Here is a 13,851-nt window from a genome sequence, read left to right as displayed (position 1 = left end):
ACCGTGCATCATTGAACCTCCGAAGTCCCCGCTACTGAGAATCCGGCGGCATTGCATCTTTTCGCGGACGTGATTGCAGTGTGAGCGTGGCTGCGGCGAGGATGGGGCCGATCAGCTCAAACCCCACCGTGGTTCCAATTGCCAGCGCCATGATGGATGGCGCAAGTTCGGGAAACCGCTCGGCCGCGACCAGCGCCATGCCGATTGCCACGCCTGCCTGCGGCAGCATCGCGGCGCCGTAATAGGGCCGTTCGGTCGCCGGGGCGTGGGCCAGTATACCGCCGATCCAGCCACCAAAGATGCGCCCCAACACCCGGAGAACCGAGTAGCCAAGGCCCGCCATACCCAGCGTCGCCAGCGCCTCGGGGTCCAGCGTTGCACCGGCGAGTACGAAAAAGATGATCATGAAGGGCCATTCGAAATTGTGGATCTCGTGAAAGGCCCGAGTGTGGTGGCGGGCCAGATTTACGATCACCGCGCCGGCTGTCATGCCTGCAATCAGATAGGACAGCTCCAGCATCAGCGACAGTCCGGCGGTCAGGAAGATCAGGCCAAGCGCCTCGATCCGCAGCGGCTCCCCATCTGACAGCCGTCCGGTCAGCAGCGCACCAGGAATGCCGATGGCGATCCCCAGTCCTATCGATCCGACAACCTCTTGCGTGGCGATGATCAGCGTATCAACACCGTCACCAATACCGCTGATGAGATCAATCAGCAGCAGTGCAAGGCTGAAGGCGAACAGCCCCCAAGCATCATCAATGGCGACCAAGCCTTTGAGAGTTTGGGTAAATCCGGTATCCTGCCCGGATTGATCGATCACGTCATAGGTGGCTGCGGGATCGGTCGCCGTGGCCAGCGCGCCCAGCAGGATGGCCAGCGTCAGCGGCAGGCCCATGGCCCAAAGCCCGGTTGTGACGGCGACCTGACTGACGATAACGATGGACAGTGACACGACGACAACCACGCGGCCATGCTGGCGCAGGTTGGACATGGACAAGGCGCTGCCCAAGAGAACCGCAACCGCGCTGAGCGCCACCACAGCAATCACTGGGTACAGTTCGGTAATGCTGTCCGGCAGCAAACCAAACCCGGAGTGACCGATCAGCAAGCCGCAGCCCAGAAGAAGCGTCACACGGGGTAGGCGCAACCGTCGCCCGATCCGGTCGGCCGCCAACCCGGCAAAGAACAGAAGGCCAAAGATGATCAGAGTGACGGCTTGATCTTCCATCCGGGGGCTCTCTGTCTAGTTCCGGGGCAGGATACGGGTCACCCCGACTGCCGCCGCGCGGGCAAGATCCTCGTCCAGAGACATCGGAATATATTCACCCCGGCGCCACAACTGGGCCATGTCGTCATAGTGGCGCGAGAGGAAGTGTCCTGACTGGCCGGTCGAGGTGATAAAGACCGAACTGTCCGGATCGGCAAAATCATAGACGCCGCGGAACCCAGCGGCATGGACATTCTGAAACGGCATCGGGCCTTCGCCAGAGGTGCGCCCGCGCTGCAGGGTGTTGTCGCCGCCGCTGGTGGACTGGCGGATGTTCACAAAGAACCGCAGCACTGGCACCTCGCCCAGAACCTCGTGGTCGTGGGTGGCTTGGTGGGCATCGCCCCAGCGCAGCGATTCCAGCGCGGTGCCATAGCGTTCCTCGATCCAGATCAGCGCATCGTCCAGCGCCAGCCGTGCCATGTCGGTACAGGTTTCCTGCGGCGCGCTTTGCCGGACATCGCACCAGGCGGCAGCACGATCGATGTCGCGGTAGACCCGTTCGATGAACAGCGGGTCCACGTGTTTGTACTCTTCGGTCAGCGGTCCCAGATCATCGGTGATCAGCCGCGCTTGCAGCGCCCGGAGCCAGGCCGCATAGATCAACGGCTCCGGCAGGTGCTCATTCATTTCGCCGTTCCATTCAGACAGCAGGGTCAGCGCGGTGTGACGCTGGCGTTCGCGGCTGCCTTCGGGGGCGGCCTCGCCGGTGAACCACAGGTCTGCCCCTATCAGCGGCAGCAGGGCCCGGGCAGAGTAGGATACCGTATCAAGCTGCGCCTCAATAAAGCTGTCGCGCGTATGCACTTCGCGGTTCTGCATCAAGCGGCGCCAGCGATTGATCCGCTGGGTGTCGCCCCAGTCGAAGGAGACATGGTTGGGAAAGGGGCGGTCCAGCAGTTTGTTGTTGGTATTGCCCAGGATCCCGCCACGGGGACTGATGAATTCCGGGTTGGCAGCATAGGGCGCGCGGCCTTTCCAAATGTTTTCCCGGCGCCAGCCCTGGCTTGGCAGGCGGCCCTTGCTTTGATGGCGTGCATCGCGCTGGGGAATGGCGCCGATGGTCTTGAGGGCAATCGTTTCCTTATCCGCCAGCGTCAGGTTCTGCGAAGGTGCAATATAATTTTCGGCGACGCGGATCGCTTCCCGGGCCGAGGCGCTGCGCATCAAAGCGATGGCGGCACTGACCGAGGTATCTTCGCCAGACAAAGCCGTCCAGCCAAGGCTGACCACGTGACCCGGCGGGGTGATGGTGGCCAGAGAGAACATGGATCCGGGCAGAACCGGCCCGTTCTCGGTCCAGCGAAGAGTCAGGGTGACTGGCGGCGCGTCCTTGATGTTGATGATGGACCGGCGGGTAACGAAAGGCGTGTAACCCGTTGGACTTAAATATTCTTCGGGATTTTCGGCGTTGATCTTTTCGATGAAGAGATCCTGATCATCCATGTAGGAAGAGGTGATCCCCCAGCCCAAGTCGTTTGAGCGTCCGGTGAGCACGGCAGGCAGCCCTGGGATGGTTCCGCCAATAACGCCGCCGGTCGCCAACTCCATCCGCGCCAGATACCAGATCCCGGGCGCGCTGAGGCCCAGATGTGGATCATTGGCCAGTAGGGTGCCGCCCGTGGCGGATCGACTGGGATCGGCAGCCCAGGCATTGGACGCTCCGCCAAGGCCGCGCGGCGCGAGCGGAAACAGGCGGCTTTCCGGATCGGGCGAAGAGGCGGCGATGCGCGGTGCATCTGGGAACAGGCTCGCATATTCCGGCAGCGCGGCCGTGCCGGATCCCGGCGCATCTGGCAGGATATCAAACAGGCGTTCCGGATCGGCGAGCGCCAGAGAGGTGCGTGCACGCAGGATTTCCTCGCGCATATGGCCTGACAGTTTCAGCGCCATCAGTTTCATGATCGCGATACTGTCGGCAGGCTGCCATGGGGCCAGCGGCATATTAAACAGGAACATCTCCGGCGCGCCGCGCCCTAGCGCCTCTTCGTTGATCTCCTGCAGGCGGGCATTCACACCAGCCGAATAGGCGGTCAACGCGGCCATGGCTTCGGGTGTCTGAACCGCGACCGATTGTTGTGCTAGCCGGTAAAGATCAAGCCGCCGCACGAAAGTATCGACCTCAATGGTGCGGGTACCAAAGATCTCGGACAGACGTCCCTGCGCGGTGCGCCGCATTACAGCCATCTGCCACAAGCGGTCCTGCGCATGGGCATAGCCGAGGCCGAAGAACACGTCCTCGTCACTGGCGCCGATGCTGCTGAAGATATGCGGCACATTGGCGTTGTCGCGGACAATCTCGACCGGGGCCGTGGGGCCGGGCAGGGCAATCGTCTTGTCATAGTCGGGCAGAGACTGGGAGGCGAAATAGTAGGCCAGGACAACCGCAGCGAGCGACAGCAGAATCAAGGTGGCGGTCAGTCGCATCAGCCAGCGGAACAGGAGTGCCATAAAAAGGTTTTTCCCTTTGTTTTCTGTGTTCAGCGGCCTGGCACGATTGCACCCCGCGCCGCCAGTGCTAGGGTAGCGTCAACATATGCCAAGAAAGCACAGGGGAAAAGCACATGGCAAAAGCTGCATTTCTGGGGTTGGGAGTTATGGGCTATCCGATGGCCGGGCACCTGCAATCGGCGGGTCACGAGGTGACGGTCTACAACCGCACAGCCGCCAAGGCCGAGGCCTGGGTCAAGGAGCACGGCGGTGCCAGCGCGCCAACTCCGCGCGAGGCGGCTGCGGGCGCGGAATTCGTGATGTCCTGTGTGGGCAACGATGATGACCTGCGCTCGGTCTGCCTGGGGCCGGATGGCGCCTTTGCCGGGATGGCCAAGGGCGGCGTTTTTGTCGATCACACCACGGTCTCTGCCAGCGTCACGCGGGAGTTGTTCGAGGCGGCTGCCGAGCTGGGCGTTTCCTTCGTCGATGCGCCGATTTCTGGCGGTCAGGCGGGCGCCGAGAATGGGGTTCTGTCGGTGATGTGCGGCGGTGAAGCGGAGGCCTATGCCCGCGCGGAGCCAATCATTGACGCTTATGCCCGCATCTGCCGCCGGATTGGCGACAGCGGCGCCGGCCAGATGACCAAGATGTGCAACCAGATCGCAATCGCCGGGTTGGTGCAGGGCCTGGCGGAATCGCTGCATTTTGCAGAAAAGGCGGGGCTGGATGGCCGCGCCGTGGTCGAGGTGATCAGCCAGGGGGCGGCAGGCAGCTGGCAGATGGCGAACCGCTATGAAACCATGCTGGACGATCATTTCGAACATGGTTTTGCCGTGGATTGGATGCGCAAGGATCTGGGGATTTGTCTGGATGCTGCGGATGAAACCGGCGCCAGCCTGCCGGTGACCGCGCTGGTCGATCAGTTCTATAAGGATGTGCAGAAGATGGGCGGCGGGCGCTGGGATACCTCGTCGCTGTTCAAACGCCTGAAGTCAGCAGGATAAACGGATCCCGCAACCACTTGAAATAAAAGGCGCGCCCGGAATGTGGCGCGCCTTTTTTTCTGCTGCTTCAGCGGTGAATTCTGCTGAGCCGTGTCCGATCAGGGAATGATGCGGGTGTATTTGGTGCCTTCCAGGGTGGCGCCAACACGCAGACCGGCCTGCGCGAAAACGGCCGCCAGGATCGGAGAGGTCAGGGTATTGGTATCGGCCGCGACAGAGTTGCCATCGTCTTTGATCACATATTCAAGATCAGCGCCGGCTGCCCAACCCGAAGAGCGTCGGAACCCGGCCAGGGCATCGTCCGTCATGAAGAACAGCACATGGGCGTATTGCTGGGCGCCGATCTGCAACCCGGCGTTGCCCTTGACCGTGGAATAGTAATCGACCGTTACGCCATTGATGCGCAGCGCGCCGCGCCCATAGGCGCCACCAATCAGGAAACCAGCCTCGGTAACCAGCGGCATCACCAGCATGCCGGTCGATTTCTCGGCCAGCGTGATGGTGTTGGGGTATCGGCTGTACATCTGGTTGAGGGTGGCATCGACTCGGGCGTCGATGGTGGCGGCATTGTTGTTGCCAACGCCATTGCCACAGGCCGCAACCGCTCCGGTCCCGGCAAGAATGCCAAGAGTGAAGCCGCGGCGCGTCAAGCGGGGGGAAATATGTCTGCTCATGTGAAGTGTTGCCTGTCACGTTATGGATAAAGGCCGGTTGTTCGGCTCTGGGCAGGATCATAGGCGGAAAAAAGCCCGCTGTCATCTACGACAACAGCGCCATAGCCCGCCTGAGCGGCTTCCCGCAGGGCGTTGCTGTGGGGCTGGCAGTGTCCGTCGCCGGAAGTGATACCGGACAGGGGCGGATCAGCCGTTCAGGATCCGCGCGGTTTCAGGCGCGAAATAGGTCAAAATACCGTCACAGCCTGCGCGTTTGAACGCAAGAAGGCTTTCCAGCATGACCTGCTCACCATTGATCCAGCCATTCTGGGCGGCGGCCTGGATCATCGCGTATTCGCCAGAAACCTGATAGGCGAAGGTGGGCGTGCCAAAGGTGGTTTTGACCCGGTGGCAGATGTCCAGATAGGCAATGCCGGGTTTGACCATGACCATATCCGCGCCTTCCTGCAGGTCGCGTTCGACCAACCGCAGCGCCTCGTCCGAGTTGCCAGGGTCCATCTGATAGGTCTTCTTATCGCCTTTCAGCGCGCCAGATGCACCGACCGCGTCGCGGAACGGGCCATAATAGCCAGAGGCGTATTTGGCCGAATAGGACAGGATCGATACGTTGCGGTGGCCGCCCTGTTCCAAGCCGCTGCGCATGGCGGCGATCCGACCGTCCATCATGTCCGACGGACCGATGATGTCCGCACCGGCCTCGGCTTGCGCGAGGGTCATCTTCACCAGCGCCTCGACAGTTTCATCGTTGAGGATCTCACCATCGACGACAAAACCATCGTGACCGTTGATGTTATAGGGATCGAGCGCCACATCGGTCATTACCGCGATGTCCGGCGCGACGGCCTTGATCGCGCGGATGGCACGGTTGCACAGGTTATCGGGGTTCCAGGCCTCGGCGCAGTCTTCGGTCTTGAGCGCCGGATCGGTATAGGGAAAGAGGCAGATGGCCGGAATGCCAAGGGCCTGCGCCTCGACCGCCGCCTCGGCGATCTTGTCGACCGATCGGCGCACCACCCCGGGCATGGAGACGACAGGCTCCACGATCCCTTCACCATCGCGCACAAACACCGGCCAGATCAAATCATCCGTGGTCAGCGTGTTCTCGCGGACCAACCCGCGGATCGCGGGACTGACACGGGTACGGCGCAGGCGGGCAGCGGGAAAGGGGGCGACGGTCGGCTTCATCGTGGTCTCTCATCTCTCTGTGGCACGCCTGTGGGTCGCATGGAACCGCGCCGTCATGCAAGTGGCACAATCGCCGCGCTTGTGCGCCCCTTGTCTGCGGGGCTTGTGCCGGGGGCTTTGGCAGTGGATATAAGGCCGCGAATGCGAACAGACGGAAGAGGGCACGGGATTGGATCTGTTTCAGACACTGACCGAAATGATCGACCTGCGGTCCTTTTCCAACCTTTGGTACTGGATTGCCCTGGCGGTGATGTGGTCCACGGCCAGTCACTGGATCCTGGGGGTGCCCTTTGACATGGTGCACCGGGCCCGCAAGAACGGCGGCCAGAGCGCTGAGGATCTGGAGGATCTGGTGCGGATCAACGTGAACCGGATGCTCTATGTGGTTCAGATGGCTGGACTTTGGATCCTGGCGATTGCCTGTTTCGTGCTGTCGTCCCTGGCGACCTTGGGCTTTGGTCTTGACGTGGAATTCGCGCAGGCGGTGTTCCTGCTGCTGTTCCCGATGGCTACGGTGAGTTTGGTCAATCTGGCGACGGCGCGGTCGATCCGGATGAATGAGCCGCAGGGCGATGCTCTCTACCGCAGACTTGCCACCTGCCGCTTTGCGATCCAGATCATCGGCATGATCTCCATTTTCGTCACCGCGATGTGGGGCATGTACCAGAATCTGCGGCTGGGCGTTTTTGGCTGAGCATCACCAGGGACCCAGAGCTGAAGAAACACAATGAAGAGGGAGACGCGCAGCATGGCGCAGCCTGCGATAACCATGGGCGGCGCGCCGGAAGGGTTCGATGCCCGGCTGGTGCTGAAAGAGGTCGAAACGTCCGGCGGTCCGGTTCTTCATGTGGCCCGCGACGACAAGCGGATGGAGGCGATGCGCGCCGCGCTGGCCTTCTTTGCGCCGGACATGCCGGTCTTTGTCTTTCCCGGCTGGGATTGTCTGCCCTATGACCGCGTCTCGCCCAACGCCGATATTTCCGCCGCGCGAATGGCGACGCTGGCGGCGCTGGTCCACCAGATGCCATCGCAGTTCATCCTGCTGACCACGCTCAACGCCGCCAGCCAGCGGGTACCTGCACGTGAGGTTCTGCGAGAGGCAGCCTTCAGCGCCCGTGTCGATCACCGGATCGATGAGACCGCGCTGCGGCAGTTCCTGGTGCGGATGGGGTTCACCCAAAGCCCAACGGTCATGGAGCCGGGCGACTACGCAATCCGGGGCGGGATCATCGATATCTTCCCGCCGGGCGACACCGGGCCGGTGCGGCTCGATCTGTTCGGTGACGTGCTGGATGGCGCACGCCGGTTTGATCCGGTGACCCAGCGGACCACTGAAAAACTGGACCTGATTGAGCTGGCGCCGGTGTCCGAGGTGATCCTGGACGAGGCTGCCGTCACCCGGTTCCGGCAGAACTACCGGATTGAATTCGGCGCGGCGGGCACTGACGATCCGCTGTACGAGGCCGTCAGCGCGGGCCGCAAGCATCAAGGGATTGAACACTGGCTACCGTTCTTTCACGAGAAGCTGGAAACCCTGTTTGACTACCTGCCGCAGGCCTCGGTCACGCTGGACGATCAGGTCACCGCATCCCGGCTGGCGCGCTGGGACAGTATCGTGGACCAGTATGAGACCCGCAAACTGGCGATGGCCCAAAAGGGGCGACTGGACACGGTTTACAAACCAACGCCGCCGGGGCTGCTGTATCTTGACGACAGCGCCTGGGAGGACGCAACAAGTGCACATCGTACCATCCAGCTGCATCCACTGGCGCAGGCCTCTGGCCCCGGTGTGGTGGATGCAGGCGGGCGGATTGGGCGGGATTTCGCGCCCGAGCGTCAGTTGGAAAACGTCAGTCTTTTTGGTGCCTTGGCGGCCCATATTCAGGAGCGGATGCAAAAAGGCCCGGTCGTGGTTGCCTCATACTCCGAAGGTGCGCGGGAACGTCTGACCGGGCTGATCGAAGACGAAGGTCTGGCCGAGGCAATCCCGGTCATGGATGGCACACGGATTGGAAAATCCGGGCTGCATCTCGCGGTCTGGGCGCTGGAACACGGGTTCGAAGCGCCGGACATGACGGTGATCTCGGAGCAGGACGTTCTGGGCGACAGGCTGATCCGCTCGCCCAAGAAACGCCGCAAGGCGGAGAATTTCCTGACCGAGGCGCAATCGCTGTCGCCGGGGGATCTGGTGGTGCATGTGGACCACGGCATTGGCCGCTATCAGGGAATGGAGGTCATTACTGCTGCCGGTGCGGCCCACGAATGCCTGCTGCTGGAATATGCCGAAGAGGCCAAGCTGTACCTGCCGGTCGAGAATATCGAACTGCTGAGCAAATATGGCCATGATGAGGGGCTTCTGGACCGGCTGGGCGGCGGTGCTTGGCAGGCGAAGAAGGCCAAGCTGAAAGAGCGCATTCGGGAGATGGCCGACCGGCTGATCCGGATTGCGGCCGAACGGGCGCTGCGCAAGGCGCCGATCATGGACCCTCCGCCGCACGCCTGGGAGGAATTCTCGGCACGTTTTCCCTATCAGGAAACCGACGATCAGCTGCGCGCCATCGAAGATGTGATGGCGGATATGACCTCGGGCCAGCCGATGGACCGGTTGATTTGCGGCGATGTCGGCTTTGGCAAGACGGAGGTCGCGATGCGCGCGGCCTTTGTCGCGGCGATGTCCGGGGTGCAGGTGGCTGTCATCGCGCCGACAACCCTGCTGGCGCGACAGCACGCGGCCTCGTTTGCAGAACGGTTCCGGGGTTTCCCATTGGAAGTCAGGCAGTTGTCGCGCTTTGTTACGGCAAAGGATGCCGCCAAAACGCGCGAAGGTATGGCCAAGGGAACGGTCGATATCGTGATCGGCACCCATGCGCTGTTGGCCAAGGGGATCAAGTTCCAGAACCTTGGCCTGCTGATCATCGACGAAGAGCAGCATTTCGGCGTCGGCCACAAGGAACGCCTGAAGCAGCTCCGCAGCGACATTCACGTGCTGACCCTGACCGCAACGCCGATCCCGCGGACCCTGCAGCTGAGCCTGACGGGCGTGCGGGATCTGTCGATTATCGGTACCCCGCCGGTGGACCGGCTGGCGATCCGCACCTATGTCAGCGAATTCGACGCTGTCACCATCCGCGAGGGGCTGCTGCGGGAACATTACCGCGGCGGGCAAAGCTTTTACGTGGTGCCGCGGATTTCGGACCTTGCCGAGGTCGAGGAATTCCTGAAGGAACAATTGCCCGAGCTGACCTATGTGGTGGCGCATGGTCAGATGGCGGCCGGGGAACTGGATGACCGGATGAATGCCTTCTACGACGGCAAATTCGACATCCTTCTGGCGACAACCATCGTGGAATCGGGCCTCGACATTCCGACGGCAAACACCATGGTGGTGCACCGGGCCGATATGTTCGGTCTGGCGCAGCTCTACCAGATCCGGGGCCGGGTGGGCCGCTCGAAAACCCGTGCCTATGCTTACCTTACCACCAAGCCGCGCGTGCGCCTGACCGCGACGGCTGAAAAACGGCTCAAGGTGCTCGGTTCGCTCGACACTCTGGGCGCCGGATTTACCCTTGCCAGTCAGGATCTTGATATCCGCGGCGCTGGGAACCTGCTGGGCGAGGAACAATCGGGCCAGATGCGCGATGTGGGCTATGAGCTGTACCAATCCATGCTGGAAGAGGCGATTGCCAAGATCAAGGCCGGGGAGTTGGAGGGCCTTTCCGAGGGCGACGATCAATGGGCGCCGCAGATCAATCTGGGCGTGCCGGTGCTGATCCCCGAGGACTACGTGCCCGACCTCGATGTGCGCCTTGGCCTGTATCGCCGCCTCTCGGGCCTCACGACCAAGGTAGAGCTGGAAGGGTTCGCAGCAGAACTGATCGACCGGTTTGGCAAACTGCCGAAAGAGGTCAATACGCTGATGCTGGTGGTGCGGATCAAGGCGATGTGCAAACGCGCGGGCATCGCTAAGCTGGACGCCGGTCCCAAGGGCGCAACCCTGCAGTTCCACAATGACAAATTCGCCTCCCCGCAGGGGCTGGTCGAATTCATCGAGGATCAGAAGGGCCTGGCCAAGGTCAAGGACAACAAGATCGTCGTGCGCCGCGACTGGAAGAAGGACAGCGACAAGATCAAGGGCGCCTTTGCCATCGCCCGCGACCTGGCCGAAAAGGTGGTCGCGGAGAAGAAAAAAGCCAAGGCAAAGCAGGGCTAGGCCTTTAGCGCGCGGGGATGGTGCGGGTCAGCCGCAACAGTCCTGCGGCGCCATCGCCACCTGCGCGCAGCCGCAGGAGGCCATGATCCCGTCGGACCGCGCCTGCGCCAGATCCAGCTTCTGCCGGATGTGGCGGATCTCCACGGTTTCCCCACGCGCTGCAAGGCAGTCGTGCAACCCTTTGAGGCTCCAGACGTTGTCGGGATGGATCGACGCCCGCGACAGGGTGCCATCCAGCCCCAGATCGGCGCGATAGACGGCCTCGGCCTCGGTCAGATGGCCTTGCTCTAGCAGCAGTGCCCCCAGCGCGTGGCGGGTCGGCTGCATCCAGCCCCAGGGTTCGTCGTAAGGCAGATTATCATCCAGATCGACCGAGCGGCGCAGATGGCCATAGGCGATATCAAAGTTGCCCTTGCGATACTCAATCTCGCCGCGCAGCATTTCTCGCGCGATTTCAAGAAGATCGACAACGCGGTTGTTGTGCATCAGGCGGGTCTCCGGTACCCGGTCCTTGGCCGCAAGGAACAGCGCTTCCTCGGCCTCAGCCTCAGCCACGCGGCCCGTCGCAGCATAGCCGAGGGCGCGGGCATAATGGGTAGTGGCTGTCAGAGTACGGAACAACTCCTGGTCCTCTGGCAGTTCCAGCGCGATCGCCTCGTCCCAACGGCCGAACCGGATCAGGATATGAGGATGCATGGCCATGTAGCTTTCGAAGTAATCCGCCATTGGCGGGCTTTCGATCCGTAGCATTTCAATCGGCGTGGTGTCCCACAGCCCCTGATTTGCACGTAGGGCTGGCTCGATTTGTCCAAGGAAAAGAGCACCATAGATCACGAAGTGATAATCGTGCTGCCGATAGCCGGTGTAGATATTATAGGCGCCTTCGCGTTCGTAGTATTTCAGGTCTGCTTCGATCGCCTTCTGGTTCCAATAGACCACATCCTGATAATTGCCGCAGAGCACGTCGATATGGGTGGGCATATGCACCAGATGCCCGGCATCGGGCACCAGATCTCGCAGCACATCACCCGCCTTCAGCGCCTTTTCCGGGGTCGGCGACATTTCCATCAGGTGCACATAAAGATGCAGCAGGCCGGGATGGATCATGGCTCCGGGGTGGTCGTCAAAGGCGTCTTCCAGGACCTGTTGCGCTTCTGTCGTCGCGGAACCTTCTGCCGGAAGGCCGGTTTTCAGATCCCACATGTTCCAGGGTGTGAGGTTCAATAGGCTTTCGACATAGGCGCAGCGCAGGTCCAGATTGTCGGGCACCTTGGCAAAGGCCGCGCGCATGCTGTCGGCAAAATCATGGTCCCAGGCGTGCATGTCATCGACGGGCGTGCGCTGCGGATAGCGGGCGGTCAGCGCTGCGATCAGGGCGCGCTCGGCCGGGGTGCAGCCCTCTGCATGGGCCAGAGCGGACTGCGTCGCATCATAGGCTGTCGCCAGCGCCTCGGCCCGGGTCGCGGGGTCATGCAATTCCCACGGCATGTTATAGTTGGGGCCGGATGCATAGGCGAGGCCCCAATGTGCCATGGCGCAACCCGGATCCTCGGCCAGCGCGCGGCGAAAACAGGTGGCTGCCTCCTGATGGTTATAGCCATAGGTCCAGATCAGACCGCGATCAAACCACAGCTGCGCCTTGGCGCTGCCGGTGGTCACGGGACAGGAATAGGTCCCGAGATCATAATAGAAATCCATGAAAACACCCCTTCAAGCTTATGAAGAGGTTAGGGTTTTCAGGCTTGCCGGGCAAGCGGCGTATCCCCGGCGCGACGCGGCAGCAGGCAGTTGCGCAATCTGCTGGCAGGCGGCGGTGCGGGGTTAAACCGCAGGCAGGCGTGCTTCTACTCGCGCCATATGCAGCATGACGAGAAACCCGAGGAAAGCCATGATCAGAATGCCTGCGGTCAGCGGCAGCAGCGATCCGTCGAACAACAGCCCGACCGGTGCGGCGATGGCTGCGGCAACTACTGTGGAGATTGCCCCCATGACCGAGGCAGCCATACCCGCGATATGGCCCATCGGCTCCATCCCCATGGCGTTGAGATTACCAAGAGTAACGCCGGCCATGAAGAACACGCTGGTCTGCCAGGTCACAAACAGGCCAAAGGCAACGGAGTTGTCCAGTGGCATGCTTTCCAAGACCAGCATGGCCGATGCCAGACCGATCTGGGAGGCCAGCGCCCAGGTCACCATGCGGCGCATCCCCAGACGCACCACCAGTACGGCATTCAGGAGGCTGCCCGTCCCGGCAACCAGCGCAACGCCGAAGAACCAGTAAGGGAAGCTTTCGGCGCGGTCAAAGACCACATCATAGGCCGGTTGAACCAGGGTGATCATGGTGAACAGCATGCCAAGGCACAGGCATTGGGCGATGATCGACAGGCGGACGGTGGGGTGGGTCACCATCTCCTTCAGTGCTGCAGCCATCAGCGCCGGGCGCACCGGGCGGCGGTCTTGCCGCTCCAGCGTTTCGGGCAGGCGCACGCCCATCCAAAGTGCGATGATGAGAGCAAAGGCCGCAAAGGCAGCAAAGATGCCGCGCCAGCTGGAAAAGGCAATGATGACAGAGCCCAGCATCGGCGCAACCGCAGGAACGAGGGTGAAGATCATCATGGCGATCGAGACAACCCGCGCCATCTCACGGCCCGAATAGAGATCCCGCACCACGGCCATGGCGACAACGCGCGGTCCGGCTGCGCCAAGCCCCATGGTGACCCGCGCCAAAAGCGCCAGTTCCAGGGATTGCGCGGCCCAGGCCGCGGCCGCCGAGATGATGTAGAGAATGACGCCGCCAAAAATGACGGGCTTGCGGCCAAAGGCATCCGAGATCGGGCCGGTAAAAAAGGTGCCGATACCCATGCCCAGAACAAAAGAGGTGATGATCAGCTGTGCCCGATTTATGTTATCGGGGCTGAGCGTTGCGCCAATTTCCGGCAGGGCCGGCAGCATGGCGTCGATGGAAAAGGCGATGGTGGCAAACATCATCGCGATCAAGGCGATAAATTCACCTTTCGACATCGGGTTTGAAACGGATTTTGACATAGATAACCTCATGCGGTGCTTCAGAAGGAACCG

Annotated in this window: 9 protein-coding genes; 3 read left to right on the top strand and 6 right to left on the bottom strand. The window is 61.8% G+C overall.

Translation table 11 applies throughout. The features are described from left to right. Window positions 1–31 precede the first annotated feature (31 nt). Window positions 32–1,228, bottom strand: coding sequence for a cation:proton antiporter (locus C6W91_RS03250; RefSeq protein ID WP_370570430.1), 1,197 nt, complete (start codon window positions 1,226–1,228; stop codon window positions 32–34). 15 nt (window positions 1,229–1,243) lie between these two features. Then, complete coding sequence (locus C6W91_RS03245; protein ID WP_370570429.1) at window positions 1,244–3,718, bottom strand: penicillin acylase family protein; 2,475 nt, start codon at window positions 3,716–3,718, stop codon at window positions 1,244–1,246. Window positions 3,719–3,801: 83 nt separating this feature from the next. Here C6W91_RS03245 and C6W91_RS03240 point away from each other — a divergent pair, with 83 nt between their 5' ends. Next, a complete protein-coding gene (locus C6W91_RS03240; protein WP_370570447.1) occupies window positions 3,802–4,704 on the top strand; it encodes an NAD(P)-dependent oxidoreductase in 903 nt (300 codons plus the stop codon). Window positions 4,705–4,802: 98 nt separating this feature from the next. Here C6W91_RS03240 and C6W91_RS03235 read toward each other — a convergent pair whose 3' ends face one another. Both C6W91_RS03235 and hemB read right to left on the bottom strand, forming a co-directional pair. Next, entirely contained in the window at window positions 4,803–5,378 is a 576-nt protein-coding gene (locus C6W91_RS03235; RefSeq protein ID WP_065270233.1) for a YSC84-related protein, read from the bottom strand. A 186-nt stretch (window positions 5,379–5,564) separates the two neighbouring features. Then, the gene (gene hemB / locus C6W91_RS03230) at window positions 5,565–6,563 is read right to left on the bottom strand and encodes a porphobilinogen synthase (RefSeq protein WP_274867474.1); all 999 of its coding nucleotides are present in this window, start codon (window positions 6,561–6,563) and stop codon (window positions 5,565–5,567) included. A 169-nt stretch (window positions 6,564–6,732) separates the two neighbouring features. On the opposite strand from hemB, the gene C6W91_RS03225 reads away from it, so the two are divergent. Beyond that, the gene (locus tag C6W91_RS03225) at window positions 6,733–7,257 is read left to right on the top strand and encodes a component of SufBCD complex (protein ID WP_274828083.1); all 525 of its coding nucleotides are present in this window, start codon (window positions 6,733–6,735) and stop codon (window positions 7,255–7,257) included. Between the two features lie 54 nt (window positions 7,258–7,311). Further along, complete coding sequence (gene mfd, locus C6W91_RS03220) at window positions 7,312–10,773, top strand: transcription-repair coupling factor (protein ID WP_274867473.1); 3,462 nt, start codon at window positions 7,312–7,314, stop codon at window positions 10,771–10,773. A 27-nt stretch (window positions 10,774–10,800) separates the two neighbouring features. Here the strand turns inward: mfd and C6W91_RS03215 are convergent, their stop codons facing one another. Together C6W91_RS03215 and C6W91_RS03210 are read right to left on the bottom strand one after the other, a co-directional pair. After that, window positions 10,801–12,471: a hypothetical protein gene (locus tag C6W91_RS03215; RefSeq protein WP_274867472.1), complete on the bottom strand. Its 1,671-nt coding sequence runs from the start codon at window positions 12,469–12,471 to the stop codon at window positions 10,801–10,803. Between the two features lie 123 nt (window positions 12,472–12,594). After that, a complete protein-coding gene (locus C6W91_RS03210) occupies window positions 12,595–13,818 on the bottom strand; it encodes an MFS transporter (RefSeq protein WP_274828086.1) in 1,224 nt (407 codons plus the stop codon). Window positions 13,819–13,851: the final 33 nt, after the last annotated feature.

The sequence above is a fragment of the Phaeobacter sp. SYSU ZJ3003 genome (assembly GCF_041300735.1).
Taxonomy (GTDB): domain Bacteria; phylum Pseudomonadota; class Alphaproteobacteria; order Rhodobacterales; family Rhodobacteraceae; genus Phycobacter; species Phycobacter gallaeciensis_A.
The sequence above is the reverse complement of the archived record's forward strand: the minus strand, read 5'-3'. Positions and strand labels throughout refer to the sequence as shown.

What these genes read in the sequence shown, in the direction of transcription:
- mfd (WP_274867473.1), top strand. Translation starts at nt 7,312, where the DNA reads ATGGCGCAGCCTGCGATAACCATGGGCGGCGCGCCGGAAGGGTTCGAT.
- hemB (WP_274867474.1), bottom strand. Translation starts at nt 6,563, where the DNA reads ATGAAGCCGACCGTCGCCCCCTTTCCCGCTGCCCGCCTGCGCCGTACC.
- C6W91_RS03215 (WP_274867472.1), bottom strand. Translation starts at nt 12,471, where the DNA reads ATGGATTTCTATTATGATCTCGGGACCTATTCCTGTCCCGTGACCACC.
- C6W91_RS03235 (WP_065270233.1), bottom strand. Translation starts at nt 5,378, where the DNA reads ATGAGCAGACATATTTCCCCCCGCTTGACGCGCCGCGGCTTCACTCTT.
- C6W91_RS03210 (WP_274828086.1), bottom strand. Translation starts at nt 13,818, where the DNA reads ATGTCAAAATCCGTTTCAAACCCGATGTCGAAAGGTGAATTTATCGCC.
- C6W91_RS03250 (WP_370570430.1), bottom strand. Translation starts at nt 1,228, where the DNA reads ATGGAAGATCAAGCCGTCACTCTGATCATCTTTGGCCTTCTGTTCTTT.
- C6W91_RS03245 (WP_370570429.1), bottom strand. Translation starts at nt 3,718, where the DNA reads ATGGCACTCCTGTTCCGCTGGCTGATGCGACTGACCGCCACCTTGATT.